The following is a 15,076-nucleotide window of genomic DNA, read 5'->3' as shown; positions in this document are numbered from 1 at the left end:
CACGGAAGACACTATTCCTGCACGAGTGGACCGGCGAAGCACCGGGGAAGTGGTCTTGCACTCCACCGACTCCCTGCATAACATCTCAAGGTTGTTCAGGATCGGACAGCTCGGAGATGTGATGATTTTCTTTGCCCTCGGCCCGCTCCAGGCCGGTACCGCCGGTCGGAAATTCTCCATTGAAACACCGTCCGCGAGAACCACGCTCATCGCCCTTCTCATCGAGGAGGGACGCCCGGTGCAGACCCCCGTCCTGCTCAAACGGATATGGGAGAGCCCACCGAAGTCGGCGGCCAGCAATCTCCGCTTATACGTGTCGCGATTACGCGATCAGCTGAACTCGATCGACCCCGAACTCGGCGGGCGGATTTCGACCATTCGCGGCGGGGGCGGCGAGAGCGGGGGCTACCTCCTGCGCATCACCGCGGACGACCTCGACATCATGCGCTTCCAGCAGATCACCGCTCGCGGCCTGGGCGAGCTGCGTGCGGGAGACCCGGACGCCGCCAGCGCCTCGCTGACCAGGGCCCTGGGCCTGTGGCGCGGGGCCGTCGGCCAGGATTGCGTGTTCTCCAGCCGGGTCCGGGCCCAGTTCGACACGCTGGACCAGTTGCGGACCACCGCACGGGAACGCCTCATCGAGGCACTGCTCAGTCTGGGCCGGTCCGCGGAGCTGCTGCCCGAGATTCGCCGGGTTCTCGAACTGGAACCCCACCGGGAGAAGTCCTGGGAGAACCTGATCCGCGCGCACTACCTGAGCGGGGACATCGCCAACGCCCTCGGCGCCTGGAATCTTGCGTCGGAAGCACTCCGGGACGGATTCGGCCTGGATCTGTCACCTGATCTCCGCAGGCTCCACCTCGCGGTGCTGCGCAGGGACGACGACGCCATTCGGCGGTTCACCGAATTCTCGTAACCGATCCGCCGGAAACGAGAATTCACCAGGCGCGGGTCGCCCGGTGAATCTCCTTCGCACGCCTTCCCGTTCGCTTCAGCCGGATCCTCCGCCCGGCCGGCGCTGTCCCTTGCGCACGACTCGGCCCAGAACGTCCTCGAGCGGCAGATAGCCGTGGTGGCGCGAGTCGATGCTGTCCGCCGGATTGTCGCCCAGCGCGATGAAAGAGCCCTGCGGGACCACCGCCCCCTCCACCCGGTCCAGCACCGCCGCGGGCACGGGCTCGCCCGGCATGGCGGCGACCCTCTTGATCACCCAGGTGTCCCGGCCGCCCGGACTCCCGCTCGTGTGCGGCTCCCACGAGACCGGCTCGTACGTCCTTCCCTCGGCCTTGAACTGCTCCAGGCTCGGCGCGGGGCTGGCGAGCACCACGACGTCCCCGGTCGCGATCCGCGACTCCGGCACCCTGCGGGCCAGCACCCGGTCCCCCGGCCTGAAGGTCGGGAGCATGCTGACGCCGGAGATCCTCACCCGGATGACGCGCAGGCGCAGCCACACCAGCGTGGCGGCCCCGCCCGCCGCGAGCGCGCTCACGCACCAGACCAGCAGCATCACGGCACCTCCGACAAGGTCGTCTGGTAACCCTCGGCCTGGACGTGGAACATCCGGGCGTAGAGGCCGTCGAGGGCGATGAGCTCGTCGTGCGTGCCCCGCTCGGTGATCTCCCCGTCATCGAGCACGACGAGGAGGTCCGCCTCGCGGACCGCCCCGAGGCGGTGCGAGATCAGCACGCTGGTCCGGCCCTTGCGGTGCTCGCGCAGCCCGACGTGGATCCGGTGCTCGGTCTCCGCGTCCAGGCCGGAACTCGGCTCGTCGAGGATGAGCAGGTCACGGGCCCCGCGCATGTAGGCGCGGGCCAGGGCCATGCGCTGCCACTGCCCGCCGGAGAGGGTGACCCCGCGGGTGGCGCCGGCCAGTCCGCCCTTGAAGAAGATCCGGGACAACAGGGTGTCGTACGCGTCGGGGAGCTGCTGGATGAGCTCGTGCGCTCCGGCGTGTTCCGCCGCCGCGGTGAGCGCCTGCTGGTCGTGGGATCGCGACAGGTCCCCCAGCGCGATGTTCTCCGCTGCCGTCAGGTCGTAGTTCATGTAGTCCTGGAACACGGCCCCGATGCGTTCCCGCAGCTCCGCCGGGTCGATGTCGCGGAGGTCCACGCCGTCCCAGAGGATCGCCCCGCGCTCGGGGTCGTACATCCGGCACAGCAGCTTGACCAGCGTGCTCTTCCCGGCCCCGTTGCGGCCGATCAGCCCCAGGGTCTGGCCGTGGGGGATGGTGAGGTCGACCCCGCGGACCACCCACGGCTGCTCGGCCGAGTACCGGAACCACACGTCGCGGAACTCGATCCCGCTGCTCAACGGTGCGGCGGCGACGGGCTCGCGGGCCACCGGGAGATCCGGCTCGCTGTCGAGGATCTGCCGGAAGTGCTGGAAGAGCAGCAGCTTCTGGTGCACCTGCCCGATCTCCCTCATCAGCGCGACGCTCGCCGACTGCACACCGGCGATCGACGCGATCAGCAGCGAGACGTCTCCGATGGAGATCCGGCCGGCGGCCGCCGCGAGCACCGCCCACATGAGGGCGCCGCCCGCGAACAGCGCCGTCGCGAAGCCGGTCATCGCCTGGAGGAGGAGCTCGCGCCGGTCCACCCGCGCGGTCTCCCGGTTGGCCTTGCCGCGCTCCGCCATCATCCGGTCGCGCAGGTGCGCGCCCGTGCCGAACAGCCGGATCTCCTTGGCCGCCTGGACGCTGGTCAGGAGGTCCCGGTAGAAGATCTCCCTGCGCTCCGTCGGCCCGAGTTCCCACTGCAGCATCGCCCGCCGCTTCGCCAGCCACAGCTGACCGCCCAGGGCGGGGACCGCGGACAGGACGACCATCAGCGGCATCCACGGCGAGAGCACGAACAGCGAGCCGAGGAACCCGAGCACCATGATGGTCGTGCGGACGATGGACAGCGCCGCCGCGACGACCGCCCCCGGCGTGGATCCGCCGCTCTGCAACGCGAGCCGCAGGCGGTCGAGGAACGCCGGGTCCTCGAACCTGGCCAGTCCGACGAACCGCTCCGTCGCCAGGAACAGCTGGTTCTGCGCGAGCAGTCCCACCCGGCGCTCGGTCTCCGCGTTCAGGTACACCATCACGTGCGGCAGCAGGCCCGCGAGGAGTCCGGTACCGCCCAGCACGGCGCCCAGTACCGCGATGTGCCCGGTATCGGCTTCGCCGCGGCCGATCACGTCCAGCAGGAGCTTCGTCACCCACGCCAGCGCGATGGGGATCGTCGCGCTCACGATCGTGCAGACCAGGAACACGCCGACGAGCCACTTGCCGGCCCGCCAGGTCATGCCCAGTGCCTGGACAATGCTCCGCATGTCAGACGGCTCCGGCGGACGCCATGCTCACGTCGTCGACCATGGTGCCCGCGGCCCTCACCGCACCCGAGGAGTCCAGCAGCGCGAAGGCCGGGTAGCCCGTGACGCCGAGCGCGCCGGCGACCGGTCCGCCCTGCTCCTCCGTCACGACCCTCGCCACGGGCGCGAGCCGGTCCCGCTTCTCGGTCACGTGCTCCGCGGGGCCGACGACCACGGCGAACACCCGGTCCTTGCCGCCGGGGAAGCTCCGGGCGAGTTCCAGGAACGCCGGGAGCCGCTCGTCGCAGGACGAACATCCGTACGCGAACGCGCCGACCAGGGTGGTGCCCTCGGCCAGGTCGCCCTGCGACACCTCGGCGCCGTCGACGGTCACGGCGCTGAATTCACCGACCTTCTCCCCCTCGCCCAGCATCACCTTGGGCCCGGAACCCTGGACCCGGTTGCCCTTGGTCAGCATCTCGGTGTGCTCGCGCAGCCGGCGGACCACGCCGAAGGTGAAGACCAGGTTGAGGAGCGCGAGGGCCCCGACCAGAGCGACGAGGACATATATGTAGGACATGGTGCGAACCTCCCGTTATGTAATGGAGCGAAACAGCTCGGCGATGTCGTCGGTGCGGAGCGTGACCCAGGTGAGGACGGCGGCGCACAGGACCGCCGTCACGAGTCCGGCCGGTTCCACGGGTACGCGCGGGACCGCCGTCAGAACCGCTCCCGCGCCCGCACCGGCCAGCAGGATCAGATTGCGCAGGACGTGCACCGGACCCACCGGGACCGACGAGGTGCCGAAGCACTGGCAGAGCACGCGCCGTCTGCGGCGGACCGCGACGAGGATGGCGGCGGTGAACGCGAGCAGCAGGGCGATCGCGACGGCGAAGCCCGCCGGCGCCGTCGCGGGCAGCCCCACGAGAACCACCGCGGCGGCTTCGGCCGCCACCACCGCGGGGGCCGCGGCCTTCGCCGGCAGCCACGGCGCCAGCTCTCCCGCGGCCGTGCGGAAATCCGCGTACCGCGCCGGCGTCCGGACCTTGCCCGCGAAGGAGGTGAGGAAGACGACGCCGATGAAGACCTGGCATCCGATGAGGACGGCGGAGGAGGTCATCGGGTCACCTCCCGGTGGGCGAAGGCCAACGCCAGCAGCGGGGCGGGCAGTACGGCCAGCCAGACCTGGTGGATCCGGTCCCAGTCGGGGCTGCCGGGATACGGCCAGACCGTTTCGAACCAGGGCAGGGTGCCGACCGCGAGACCCAGGAGCACGGCCGCCCCGATCACCGCGGCGAACCGCTCGGGCCGCCGCCGCACGAGGAGGGCCGTGCAGGCCAGCCCCGCCGCGACGGACACCGCCGCCTCGGTCGCCAGCCCGGCAGCCGCCAGCTCCGTGCCCTCGGCCAGCCGGGCCGACAGGAGGAGGAGCGCGGCCGTCCAGGCGGCGCCCGCGGCGACCGCCACCAGCAGCAGCCGGAGCCACTGGCGCAGCCAGCGCGGCACCGGGACCACGGTTGTGGTGGCCGCGGCGGTGTCCACCAGGGCGAACCCGGCGGCGGCCCCGAGGAGCACCCCGCACATCCGCAGCGTGATCGCGGCGTTGTCGGGATCCACCGGGGAACCGGGTGTCGTCGCCAGCGCGAGCACGGCCGCGACCGCGGCGGCCGCCGCCACCGGGATCCAGTCGATCGCCCGGACCAGCGGTCCGAGCAGGGGTGCGGAAAGGCGGATCACTCGCACGGCGTTCCCTTCGGTGTCCCGGAGCCGGGCTCGGGCGTCAGACCCAGGAGCGGCAGCGCCTGATCGAGGGTGGTGGCCGGGGCGGTCAGCACGGCCCAGTGCTCCCAGATCCGCTCGCGGGCCCCGGGGCTCGCCAGCAGCTGCCGGGCATAGCCGAGTTCGGCCGGGCCGTAGTCCACGGAGCCCAGGTCCGACGCCGGCACCTCGGTCGCGGACTGCTTTCCGTCATCGGTCGTGATCGACTTCCGCGTCTTCGTGGCGGCGACCGGCTGCTCGGTCTGGCCGATGAGCCAGAGGGCGACGACGGTCCGTGCCTGCCCGCGGGCGTCGCAGCCCTGCGGGCTCGCGGCCCGCTGGGTCCCCCAGGGGAAACCGCTGGCCGCCGCGGCCATCTGCGCGGCGAGTGCCCGGCGGGATTCCCGCTCGGCGCCGTTGCGGCCCCACTGGGTCGTGGTCAGGATGTTCCGGCCGGCGACGGCGGGATCGAGGACGCCTGTGGCGGTCCGCTGCACGATGCCGGGAAGCCGGTCGCGCGGCCCCTCCGGCACCGCCTCCGTAACGGGCTCGACGGCGCCCCGCCACAGCGGGATCCACTGTGCGTACGAAGGGAACGCGCAGTACGTGGTGGTCTTCTCCTGACGGCAGTCATCGGCTCCGTCGCTCACGGACAGGGTCGACTTGCGGAGGTCTCCGGTACGCGCGGCGGCGGCCGCCGCGGGCGAATCCAGGGTCAGCGCGCCGGCCGCGACGACGGCCACCGCGCCGACGGCCGCCGCGAGGACGGGAGCGGGACGCCGCCCGTCCCGCAGCAGCGCGACGGACCCGGCCAGCAGGACCAGTGCGGCGACGTAGACCAGGTGCCAGACGGGCGGCCGGACCGGATCGACGGCCAGTTTGAGGTCGGGTACGACCGGCAGGAGCCAGGTCCGGGGAAACTGGACCACCGACCAGAAGAACAGCAGGATCCCGATCGGCGCCGCGATCAGGACCGGGGTCCACCGGCCCGCGGCGACGCCCAGGGCCCCCATCAGGGCGACCAGGAGGACCCCGGTGGCCAGTTCCCGTACGTCGGCGTGCCCGGCGGGCCGGCTGCCGACCAGCAGGCTGCCCATCTGGACCGCCATCGCCGGCACGGTCACGCACACACCGGCGAGCGGGTAGGCGACCAGGACGGCCAGGGTCCGGGTCCGGGGCCGCACCGGCAGCGGCTCCATCAGTTCCGCCGCGTCCGCACGCGCGTCCCGCAGGACCGCGAGCTGGGCGGCCAGCATCGTGCCGGCGCCGATCACCAGTGCGGAGGTGGCCGTGTCCACGGTCTGGACCGACCAGTTGGGCATGTCCTGCCACGTGGTGGCGATCCGCCCGGCCACCGTCAGGAGCGCCAGCGCCCACAGCAGGGGGCTGCGCAGGGCGAGCGCCGACTCCGTGAGGATCAGCGCGACGAGCGGCTTCCTCATGCCGCGGCCTTCGCGTCCGGGCCGAGGAGCCGCAGGTACCCGTCCTCCACGGTCGGATCCGCCGGCTTGCCGCCCGGCGGCCGCTCGCCGACCACGCGGTAGCGGCCGTCGGCCGTCCGCCAGAAGATCCGCCCCTGGTCGGGCCTGACGTCGGAGGACCAGACGCGGCCCTTGGCCCCGTCGGCGAGTTCCGGCGGGGTGCCGTCGAAGAGGACGGCTCCCTTGCTGAACACGATGACCCGGTCGCAGAGCGCGGCGATGTCCTCGGTCTGGTGCGTCGAGAGCAGCACCGTCCGGTCCTCGCCCAGTCGCGAGGTCAGCGTGCGGAACCGCATCCGCTGCTCGGGGTCGAGGCCGACGGTCGGCTCGTCCATGATGAGGAAGCCGGGATCGCCGATGAGCGCCTGCGCGATGCCCAGCCTCTGGCGCATGCCGCCGGAGAGCTTGCGGACCTTGGTCCGGGCCGAGTCCTCCAGGTCGACCTCGGCCAGGACGCGCCGCACCTCGCTCTTCCGCGCGCGCCGGTCGGTGATCTCCTTCAGGATGGCGATGTAGTCCACCATGGCGGCCGCGGTGAAGTGCGGGTACAGCCCGGGGTTCTGCGGCAGATAGCCGATCAGCCTGCGTAACCGGGTGCGCTGGGCCGGATCCGCCGGATCCAGCCCCAGGACGTCGATCCGTCCGGAGTCCGGGGTCAGGGCGGTGGCCAGGCAGCGGAGCAGCGTGGTCTTCCCCGCGCCGTTGGGTCCCAGGAGGCCGGTCACGCCGGGACCGAGCTCCAGGTCCAGCCCGCCGATCACCTCCTTGGCGCCGTACCGCTTGGCCAACTCCCGGACCGTCACTGTGTGTTCCATATTCAACATTTCGATAGGTGTTCATCGGATAGGCTCGTGGCAGGGGTGTCGTGCCCTCTTCGTCAAGGCACGACACCCCCGTACCGCGGCTATCCGAGCAGCGCGGCTACCTCAGGCGTCTCAGCAGCCGCAGCCGCAGCACTCGTACTCGGTCCACGAGGCCCCGTTGGTGCAGGTGATGTAGTGCGCGCGCCGCCAGAACCAGAACGGACAGTTGCCGTTGCAGTAGTTACGAGCCTCACTACAGGTGACGGCCGCGGCCTCGACCTCGGGAACCACCAGCCCGACAAGCTTGTCGCTCAACTTCGCAAACATTCAAACCTCCTTCAGGTGTGTCGCCTTCAACGTCGAAATGTTTCGACGCCGTGAAGATTAACCGGCCATTGCATGTCCTTTGCATATGCGTCGACCGACCCCCCGCGGAACCGCGCGAGGCCGCCCCGCGTCCTCAGAAGTGACACCCATGTCCCCGTCTCTCGCGAATCGAGGGGACGTCATGAACCACCCGCACTTCCGCAGGATCGTGGCCCTGGCCTCCGGTGTTCTGCTCACCGCCGGGCTCTCGCTCGCCGCTCCGGCCGCCGCCGCCGCCACCGCCGCCACGACGGCCACCACCCAGACCCCGCTCGTCGTCAACGCCCGCTGGGGCGGGCACCCCACGTACGACCGGATCGTCATCGACCTCCAGGGGTACGTCCCCACGGCCACCGTCACCCCCGTCCCGCGGCTGGTCTACGACGGGTCCGGCAAGCCCGTGCCGCTGCCCGGGAAGTACTTCCTGGAGATCCGCCTCCACCCCGCCGCCGCCCACGACGAGGCGGGCGGGAACGTCTACCTCGGACCCAAGCTGCGGCAGATCAGCCTGCCCAAGCTCAAGGGCATCGCGCTGACCGGCGACTTCGAGGGGTACGTCACCTTCGGCGCCGCCTTCGACACGCTGCCGTACTACCGGGCCTTCCCCCTGCACTCCCCGGAGCGGTTCGTCGTGGACATCGCCCGCTGACGGGAGGGCCCCGCTACCGGTGCTCGGGGTTCGGGAAGTCGAAGCGGCAGCCGGCGTCCCACAGGGAGCGCTGGTTGCCGTGGGCCGGGATGCCGCCCGCGCCCTTGAGCAGGGCGGCCAGGTGCATGAGGTTCCACGACATGAAGGCGGTGTTGCGGTTGGTGAAGTCGTTCTCGGGGCCGCCCGAGCCCGGGTCGAGGTAGGACGGCCCGGGCCCGGCCTCGCCGATCCAGCCGGCGTCGGCCTGCGGGGGGATCACGTAGCCGAGGTGCTGGAGGCTGTAGAGGAGGTTCATGGCGCAGTGCTTGACGCCGTCCTCGTTGCCGGTGATGAGTGCGCCGCCGACCCGCCCGTAGTAGGCGTACTGGCCCTGCTCGTTCAGGATCGAGGAGCAGGCGTAGAGCCGCTCGATGACCTGCTTCATCACGGAGCTGTTGTCGCCGAGCCAGATCGGGCCGCAGAGCACGAGGATGTCGGCGTCCATGACCTGGCTGTACAGCACCGGCCACTGATCACTCTCCCAGCCGTGCTCGGTCATGTCCGGCCAGACGCCGGTCGCGATGTCGTGGTCGACGGCGCGGATGAGCGAGGTGCGGGCCCCGGCCGCTTCCATGACGGCCCGGCTCTTGTCGATCAGGCCCTCGGTGTTGCTGACCTCCGGCGAGCGCTTGAGGGTGCAGTTCACGTAGAGGGCGGAGAGGTTCGAGTAGTCGTATTCGGCAGCCATGCCCTCAGCCTGTGCACCGGCGTACGGGCCCGCCAGCCGGCCGCGCCCGTACGGGGCGTCGGTCGCGGGTTTGGGGCGGGTTGGTACCGGTCCGCGCGGCCGACTAGGGTCAGTGGGCCTTGGTGTTCGGGAAACCGGTGGGAAACCGGTGCGGCCCTCGCCACTGTGATCGGGAAGTCCGGCTCTACTCCTGCGGGAAGCCACTGGGTCCGCGCGGGAGACCGCACGGCCCCGGGAAGGCGGAGCCCGGGCATCAGTACCCGTGAGCCAGGAGACCGGCCGGGGCGCGCATTCCATCCACGAGGTGCTGGAGAGGTCTTCCCCACTCATGCATATAGCCGAGGGGTTCCTGCCCCCTTTGCACGCGGTCGCCTGGGGCGCCGCGTCCGCCCCCTTTGTCGTACACGGTGTCCGCGCCCTCACCCGCGAGGTGAAGGAGAACCCGGAGAGCACGCTGCTGCTCGGGGCGTCCGGAGCGTTCACGTTCGTCCTGTCCGCACTGAAGATCCCTTCGGTGACGGGCAGTTGCTCGCACCCGACCGGCACCGGGCTCGGCGCGATCCTGTTCCGGCCGCCGGTCATGGCGGTGCTGGGCACGATCACCCTGCTCTTCCAGGCGCTGCTGCTGGCGCACGGCGGGCTGACCACCCTCGGCGCCAACGTCTTCTCGATGGCCATCGCCGGGCCGTGGGCGGGCTACGCCGTCTACCGGCTGCTGCGCGGACTCGACCTGCCGCTGATGGTGCCCGTGTTCTTCGGCGCCTTCTTCGCCGACCTGGTCACCTACTGCGTGACCTCGGTGCAGCTGGCGCTGGCCTTCCCGGACCCGGGTACGGGCTTCCTCGGCGCGCTCGGGAAGTTCGGCGGGATCTTCGCCGTCACCCAGCTCCCGCTCGCCGTGAGCGAGGGCCTGCTGACCGTGCTCGTGATGCGGCTGCTGATGCGGTCGAGCCGGTCGGACCTGGTGCGCCTCGGCGTCGCGAAGCTGAAGGAGGCGACCGCCCGATGAGCAGGAACGCGAAGATCAACACGCTGCTGCTGGTCCTGGTCGCGGCGCTCGCCGTGCTCCCGCTCGCGCTGGGGCTCGGCGAGGGCAAGGAGGAGCCGTTCGCGGGCGCCGACGCGCAGGCGGAGGCCGCCATCACCGAGCTGAAGCCGGACTACGAGCCCTGGTTCACCCCGCTGTACGAGCCCCCCTCCGCGGAGATCGAGTCGGCGCTCTTCGCCCTCCAGGCGGCGCTGGGCGCGGGCGTGCTGGCGTACTACTTCGGCCTCCGCACGGGCCGGCGCCAGGCCGCCGCCGCGGGCCTGGCGGGCTCGGGCACCCCGCGCGACGCAGACGACCCTGCGGGTGGCGCGGCCGCGAGCCCGGCCGGTTCGGGCGCGGGCCCGGCGGTCGGCCCCGGCTCGACGCCGGCCGCGGATCCGGCTGCTGCCGGACCTGTCCCGGCCGCCGACTCCGGCACCGCACCTGGCCGGAACCCGGGTACGGGGCCCGCGGCCGACGGCGCGGAGCGCTAGCCGTGCTGCCGATCGACGCGGCCGCGCACAGCAGCCGCTGGCGCCGGCGCCACCCCCTGGAGAAGGCGCTGCTGGGGATCGGGCTCACCGTGACCGCCGTGTGCCTGCCGCCCTGGCCCGGGGGGCCGCTGGTGGCCGCCGCCACGCTCGCCGTGCTGCTCGGGCCCGCCGGGGTGGCGGGGCGGCAGCTGTGGCGGGCCTTCCGGATCCCGCTCGGCTTCTGCGTCACCGGGGCGCTGCCGCTGCTGTTCGCGGTCGGCGGGCCCTCGGGGTGGGTCGCGCCGGCCCCCGACGGCCCCCGGCACGCCGCCGAACTGCTGCTGCGCACTTCGGCGGCCTCCCTCGGCGTGCTGCTGTTCGCCTTCACCACCCCGGTGTCGGACGTGCTGCCCCGGCTGGTCCGGGCGGGGGTGCCGGCCCCGGTGGTGGACGTGGCCCTGGTGATGTACCGGATCGCGTTCCTGCTGCTCGACTCCCTTGCCCGGATCCGCCAGGCCCAGGCGGCCCGCCTGGGGAACACCGGCCGGGCGGCCGCCTGGCGTTCGGTGGCCGGGCTCGCCGCGACCTCGTTCGTACGGGCCTTCGACCGCGCGGGGCGGCTCCAGGCCGGCCTGGCGGGCCGCGGCTACGACGGCACGCTGCGGGTGCTCGTGCCGCAGACGACGCTGTCCTGGCGGTTCCTGGCGTGGTCCGCCGCCCTGCTGGCGGCCCTGGTGGCCGTGACCCTCGTACTGAAGGAGCTGTACCTGTGAGGCCGTTGGTGGAGCTGGTGGGCGCGGGCTACGCGTACGAGGACGGGCCCGCCGTGCTGTCCGGCGTGGACTTCGGGATCGCCGAGGGGCGGGCGCTGGCGCTGCTGGGCCGCAACGGCTCCGGCAAGACCACGCTGATGCGGCTGCTGAGCGGCGGCCTGCGGCCCGGCTCGGGCGCGCTGCACCTCGACGGCGCGGAGGTGACGTACGACCGTGCGGGCCTGACCCGGCTGCGGACGGCGGTCCAGCTGGTGGTCCAGGACCCGGACGACCAGCTGTTCGCGGCCTCGGTGGAACAGGACGTGTCCTTCGGGCCGATGAACCTGGGCCTGCCGGTGGCGGAGGTCCGCGAGCGCGTCGATTCGGCCCTGGCGGCCCTCGACATCACGTCGCTGCGGGACCGCCCGACCCACCTCCTCTCCTACGGCCAGCGCAAGCGCGCGGCGATCGCGGGGGCGGTGGCGATGGCTCCGCGGGTGCTGATCCTGGACGAGCCGACGGCCGGGCTGGACCCGGACGGGCAGGAACGGCTGCTGGACGTCCTGGCGGGCCTGCGGACGGCGGGGACCACGGTCGTGATGGCCACGCACGACGTGGACCTGGCGGTGCGGTGGGCCGACGACGCGGCGGTGCTGACCCCGTCGGGCATCCGGACGGGCCCGGCCGGAACCCTCCTCTCGGACCCGCCCCTGCTCACCGAGGCGGGCCTGCGCCAGGCCTGGTCCCCGACGGTGACGGCCTTCCTGCGTGCGCGTGGGCTGCTGGCGCCGGACGCCCCCGGGCCACGTATTCCGGAGGCGCTGACCGCCTGGCAGTAGGTAGGTTCACCGCTCATGAGGATGATCAAGGCATCGAGCACCCCCGGGTCCCTGCGGTGGGACGGTGACGAACTGGTCGACGCGGTGGGCGGGTTCCGCCGCTGGACACCGGACGGGGTGGAGCACGCGAGCGGCTTCGAGTTCGCGTACCGCTTCGACCGGGCCGTGCACTCGGCCTCCGGCCGCTGGACGGTGGTGTACGAGGAGCGCGGCACGAAGGGCGTGCTGCTCGACGGGAACGACGTCGTGCGCGAGGTCGACCGGAGCGACTACTGCGCCGAGGACTCCGACTACCCGGTCGCCCTCGGTGTGCTGCGCAGCGGTCGCGAGGTGCTCATCCACTGCCCCGACGCGTACGACGTCCTCCAGATCGAGGACCTGATCACGGGAGAACGGCTGACCCCCGGCGAGCGCGCCGCGGCCGACCGGTTCCACTCGCGCCTGTCGATGAGTCCGGACGGCCGGCGCCTGCTGGTGGCGGGCTGGGTGTGGCATCCGCACGGTTACGCCCAGGTCTTCGACCTGGAGGGCGCGCTCCGCGACCCCGCTGTGCTCGACGGTCCGGGCCTGCTGAGCGAGCCGGCGGTGAACTGCGAGGTGGCCTCGGCCTGCTGGCTCGACGCGAACCGGCTGGCCGTGGCGGGCAGCGACAGGGGCTTGGGCCCCGGCGCGGAGAGCCTCGGCACGCGGCAGCTCGGCGTCTGGTCCTTCGCGGACGGCCGCTGGCTGCACCGCTCCGGAGGCGACGCGGTCTGGGGGACCCTCATCGCCTGCGGCTCCGACCGCGTGGTCTCGCTGACCGGACACCCCAGGCTGGTCGACGCCACGACGGGCGCCGTCCTCGAGGAGTGGCCCGAGGTGGAGGTCGCCCACCGCGAGGGGGCGTACGGGGTCGACCACCTCCCGTCCCCGGTGGCGGCCCTGCACCCCGACGGGACGCGCCTGGCCGTGGCCCAGCCCACCGGGGTCGCCGTGCTCGAACTCGCGTAAACCTAGGATGACGCCATGTCCCTCCCGCACGCCATCCTCACCGCCCTGCTCGAGAAGCCCTCGTCGGGCCTGGAGCTGACGCGGCGTTTCGACAAGTCGATCGGCTACTTCTGGTCGGCGACGCACCAGCAGATCTACCGGGAGCTGGGCCGGCTGGAGGAGGCCGGGCTGATCCGGGAGCTGCCCAGCGAGGTGCCGCTGCGGGGGCAGAAGAAGGAGTACGAGGTCCTGCCGGCCGGCGGCGCGGAGCTCGCGCGGTGGGTCGGCGAGAGCCAGGACCCCAAGCCGATGCGCGATCCGCTGCTGCTGCGCATCCGCGCGGCGGGCGTCGTGGGTCCCGGGGGCCTCGGCCCCGAGCTGCGGCGCCACCTGGAACTGCATCAGCGGCAGCTCGCCCAGTACGAGGCCATCGAGGAGAAGGACTTCCCGCCGGGGCGGGATGCCGTGGAGGACCGGCTGCGCCGGCTCGTCCTGCACGGCGGGATCGCCCTGGAGACGTTCTGGCTCCACTGGCTGGAGGAGGCCCTGGCCGAGGTCGAGGACATGACCTCCTCGGACGGGCCTTCGACCTGACGGCACTGTCAGTGGCCACCGCTACGGTGAGCGGGTGAGGGCGGACATGGGTCGCAAGTACCGCGCGTACCCCACCGAGGCTCAGGATCAGATCCTGACCGGGTGGGGGCATACGGTACGTGCGCTCTGGAACGTAGCCCTTGAGCAGCGCGCGTATCTGTGGAAGCAGCGCAGGTACAGCCTGCGGTCGGCCGAGCAGTGCACGTACCTCACCGCTGCTCGCCGTGAGCTGAATTGGGTGAACGACCTCCCGGCTCAGGCTGGGCAGCAGGTCCTGCGGCAACTGGACCGGGCGTACGACAACTTCTGGAACCCCCGTCATCCGGCGGGGTACCCCATGCGGAAAAGGCGCGGGCACCGCCTGTCGGTCCCGTTTCCCGGGCAGGCGGTCGAGGTCCGCAGGCTGAACCGCAAGTGGGCCGAGGTGCGTCTGCCGAAGTCGGGCTGGCTGCGGTTCCGGCTCTCCCGCGCCATCGGGGGGACGATCCGCAATGCCACCGTGTCCCGGGACGGAAACGGGTGGCACATCTCCTTCGGCGTCCACACCGGCCGCAAGCCGGACGCACCGAACGGGAAGCCTGCGTGCGGGGTGGACTTCGGGGTCGCCGCGTCCGCTTACGTCTCCACGGAGAGCGCGGCCCGCCGCATGCCCCCGTCGCTGACCGACAAGGAGACGAAGCGGCTCAGAGCGCTGGAGCAACGCAAGGCCCGTCAGCTCAGCTACGCGAAGAAACATCAGGGCGGGAAGTACAGCCGCCGCCTGCGCACGACGATCGCCCAGATCGCAAAGCTCACCACCCGCCGGGCCAACCGGCGGCGCGACTTCACGCACAAGCTCACCACCGACCTCGCCAAAAACCACGGCCTGATCGGCATCGAGGACCTGCGCGTGAAGAACCTGACAGCCACCGCGAAGGGAAGCGCCGAGGTGCCGGGGAGGAACGTCCGGCAGAAGGCCGCGCTGAACCGCTCGGTCCTTGACAACACACCCGGGGAGCGGCGGCGACAGCTTGAGTACAAGGCCCACATGTACGGGTCCGTACTCGTGGCCGTCCCGCCGTTCCATACATCCCAGACCTGTGCCGCATGTGGTCTGGTCGACCCGGAATCCCGTAAGGGTTGCGGCCGGCTGTTCATCTGTGTCCGTTGCGGACACGAGGACGACGCCGACCACAACGCCTCGGTCGAGATCGAGGCCCGAGCCCGCCGGACGGGCGGCTCGGACATCAACAGCACGCGCAGCACCAGAGCGGTGCAAGTCCCGGCCGTCGGCCGGAGGCGTACGCGTGAAGCCCGGAAGCCCGCCCACGCAGGCTGAAGGGAATCGCCCCACTCATGGGGCGA

The 15,076-nt window shown here is 71.9% G+C and carries 18 protein-coding genes and 1 riboswitch; of the genes, 9 read left to right on the top strand and 9 right to left on the bottom strand.

Features of this window, described 5'->3' with window-relative positions:
• Window positions 1–91: 91 nt before the first annotated feature.
• The gene (locus AB0O21_RS04445) at window positions 92–916 is read left to right on the top strand and encodes a BTAD domain-containing putative transcriptional regulator (RefSeq protein ID WP_365166056.1); all 825 of its coding nucleotides are present in this window, start codon (window positions 92–94) and stop codon (window positions 914–916) included.
• Between the two features lie 75 nt (window positions 917–991).
• On the opposite strand, the gene AB0O21_RS04440 is transcribed toward AB0O21_RS04445, so the two are convergent.
• The 8 genes from AB0O21_RS04440 to AB0O21_RS04405 all read right to left on the bottom strand — a co-directional run bounded on the left by AB0O21_RS04440 (window position 992) and on the right by AB0O21_RS04405 (window position 7,663).
• Complete coding sequence (locus tag AB0O21_RS04440; protein WP_365166054.1) at window positions 992–1,507, bottom strand: S26 family signal peptidase; 516 nt, start codon at window positions 1,505–1,507, stop codon at window positions 992–994.
• The gene (locus tag AB0O21_RS04435) at window positions 1,507–3,315 is read right to left on the bottom strand and encodes an ABC transporter ATP-binding protein (RefSeq protein ID WP_365166052.1); all 1,809 of its coding nucleotides are present in this window, start codon (window positions 3,313–3,315) and stop codon (window positions 1,507–1,509) included. Before AB0O21_RS04435 ends, AB0O21_RS04440 begins: the two co-directional genes overlap by 1 nt.
• Window position 3,316: 1 nt before the next feature.
• Entirely contained in the window at window positions 3,317–3,874 is a 558-nt protein-coding gene (locus AB0O21_RS04430; RefSeq protein ID WP_365166050.1) for a redoxin family protein, read from the bottom strand.
• Between the two features lie 15 nt (window positions 3,875–3,889).
• Window positions 3,890–4,414: a MauE/DoxX family redox-associated membrane protein gene (locus AB0O21_RS04425; protein WP_365166048.1), complete on the bottom strand. Its 525-nt coding sequence runs from the start codon at window positions 4,412–4,414 to the stop codon at window positions 3,890–3,892.
• Window positions 4,411–5,031 (bottom strand): hypothetical protein, encoded by a 621-nt coding sequence (locus AB0O21_RS04420; protein WP_365166045.1) that lies wholly within the window; start codon window positions 5,029–5,031, stop codon window positions 4,411–4,413. Before AB0O21_RS04420 ends, AB0O21_RS04425 begins: the two co-directional genes overlap by 4 nt.
• Complete coding sequence (locus tag AB0O21_RS04415) at window positions 5,028–6,494, bottom strand: hypothetical protein (protein ID WP_365166043.1); 1,467 nt, start codon at window positions 6,492–6,494, stop codon at window positions 5,028–5,030. Before AB0O21_RS04415 ends, AB0O21_RS04420 begins: the two co-directional genes overlap by 4 nt.
• Window positions 6,491–7,348 carry an ABC transporter ATP-binding protein gene (locus AB0O21_RS04410; RefSeq protein WP_365166041.1) on the bottom strand — a complete coding sequence of 286 codons (858 nt, stop codon included), beginning with the start codon at window positions 7,346–7,348 and terminating at the stop codon, window positions 6,491–6,493. The genes AB0O21_RS04415 and AB0O21_RS04410 overlap by 4 nt, the downstream gene beginning before the upstream one ends.
• Window positions 7,349–7,468: 120 nt before the next feature.
• Complete coding sequence (locus AB0O21_RS04405; RefSeq protein ID WP_365166038.1) at window positions 7,469–7,663, bottom strand: hypothetical protein; 195 nt, start codon at window positions 7,661–7,663, stop codon at window positions 7,469–7,471.
• A gap of 181 nt (window positions 7,664–7,844) precedes the next feature.
• On the opposite strand from AB0O21_RS04405, the gene AB0O21_RS04400 reads away from it, so the two are divergent.
• Window positions 7,845–8,351, top strand: coding sequence for a hypothetical protein (locus AB0O21_RS04400; RefSeq protein WP_365166035.1), 507 nt, complete (start codon window positions 7,845–7,847; stop codon window positions 8,349–8,351).
• A gap of 13 nt (window positions 8,352–8,364) precedes the next feature.
• Here the strand turns inward: AB0O21_RS04400 and AB0O21_RS04395 are convergent, their stop codons facing one another.
• Window positions 8,365–9,078 carry a flavodoxin family protein gene (locus AB0O21_RS04395; protein ID WP_365166032.1) on the bottom strand — a complete coding sequence of 238 codons (714 nt, stop codon included), beginning with the start codon at window positions 9,076–9,078 and terminating at the stop codon, window positions 8,365–8,367.
• Between the two features lie 103 nt (window positions 9,079–9,181).
• Window positions 9,182–9,377, top strand: a riboswitch (cobalamin riboswitch).
• A 29-nt stretch (window positions 9,378–9,406) separates the two neighbouring features.
• Between AB0O21_RS04395 and AB0O21_RS04390 the strand changes: the two genes are divergently transcribed.
• Genes AB0O21_RS04390 through AB0O21_RS04360 form a run of 7 tightly spaced genes read left to right on the top strand, consistent with a single transcriptional unit; the run spans window position 9,407 to window position 15,050 of the window.
• Complete coding sequence (locus AB0O21_RS04390) at window positions 9,407–10,087, top strand: energy-coupling factor ABC transporter permease (RefSeq protein ID WP_365166030.1); 681 nt, start codon at window positions 9,407–9,409, stop codon at window positions 10,085–10,087.
• The gene (locus AB0O21_RS04385) at window positions 10,084–10,599 is read left to right on the top strand and encodes an energy-coupling factor ABC transporter substrate-binding protein (RefSeq protein WP_365166028.1); all 516 of its coding nucleotides are present in this window, start codon (window positions 10,084–10,086) and stop codon (window positions 10,597–10,599) included. Before AB0O21_RS04390 ends, AB0O21_RS04385 begins: the two co-directional genes overlap by 4 nt.
• A gap of 2 nt (window positions 10,600–10,601) precedes the next feature.
• Window positions 10,602–11,351 (top strand): cobalt ECF transporter T component CbiQ, encoded by a 750-nt coding sequence (gene cbiQ / locus AB0O21_RS04380; protein ID WP_365166025.1) that lies wholly within the window; start codon window positions 10,602–10,604, stop codon window positions 11,349–11,351.
• A complete protein-coding gene (locus AB0O21_RS04375) occupies window positions 11,348–12,169 on the top strand; it encodes an ATP-binding cassette domain-containing protein (protein WP_365166023.1) in 822 nt (273 codons plus the stop codon). Before cbiQ ends, AB0O21_RS04375 begins: the two co-directional genes overlap by 4 nt.
• Before the next feature lie 15 nt (window positions 12,170–12,184).
• On the top strand, window positions 12,185–13,159 hold the full coding sequence (locus tag AB0O21_RS04370; RefSeq protein ID WP_365166021.1) for a hypothetical protein: 975 nt from the start codon (window positions 12,185–12,187) through the stop codon (window positions 13,157–13,159).
• 15 nt (window positions 13,160–13,174) lie between these two features.
• Window positions 13,175–13,732, top strand: a complete 558-nt coding sequence (locus tag AB0O21_RS04365; protein WP_365166018.1) for a PadR family transcriptional regulator — start codon at window positions 13,175–13,177, stop codon at window positions 13,730–13,732.
• 46 nt (window positions 13,733–13,778) lie between these two features.
• Complete coding sequence (locus AB0O21_RS04360; RefSeq protein ID WP_365166397.1) at window positions 13,779–15,050, top strand: transposase; 1,272 nt, start codon at window positions 13,779–13,781, stop codon at window positions 15,048–15,050.
• Window positions 15,051–15,076: the final 26 nt, after the last annotated feature.

The sequence above is a fragment of the Streptomyces sp. NPDC091371 genome (genome assembly GCF_040684275.1).
Lineage (GTDB): Bacteria > Actinomycetota > Actinomycetes > Streptomycetales > Streptomycetaceae > Streptomyces.
The sequence above is the reverse complement of the archived record's forward strand: the minus strand, read 5'-3'. Positions and strand labels throughout refer to the sequence as shown.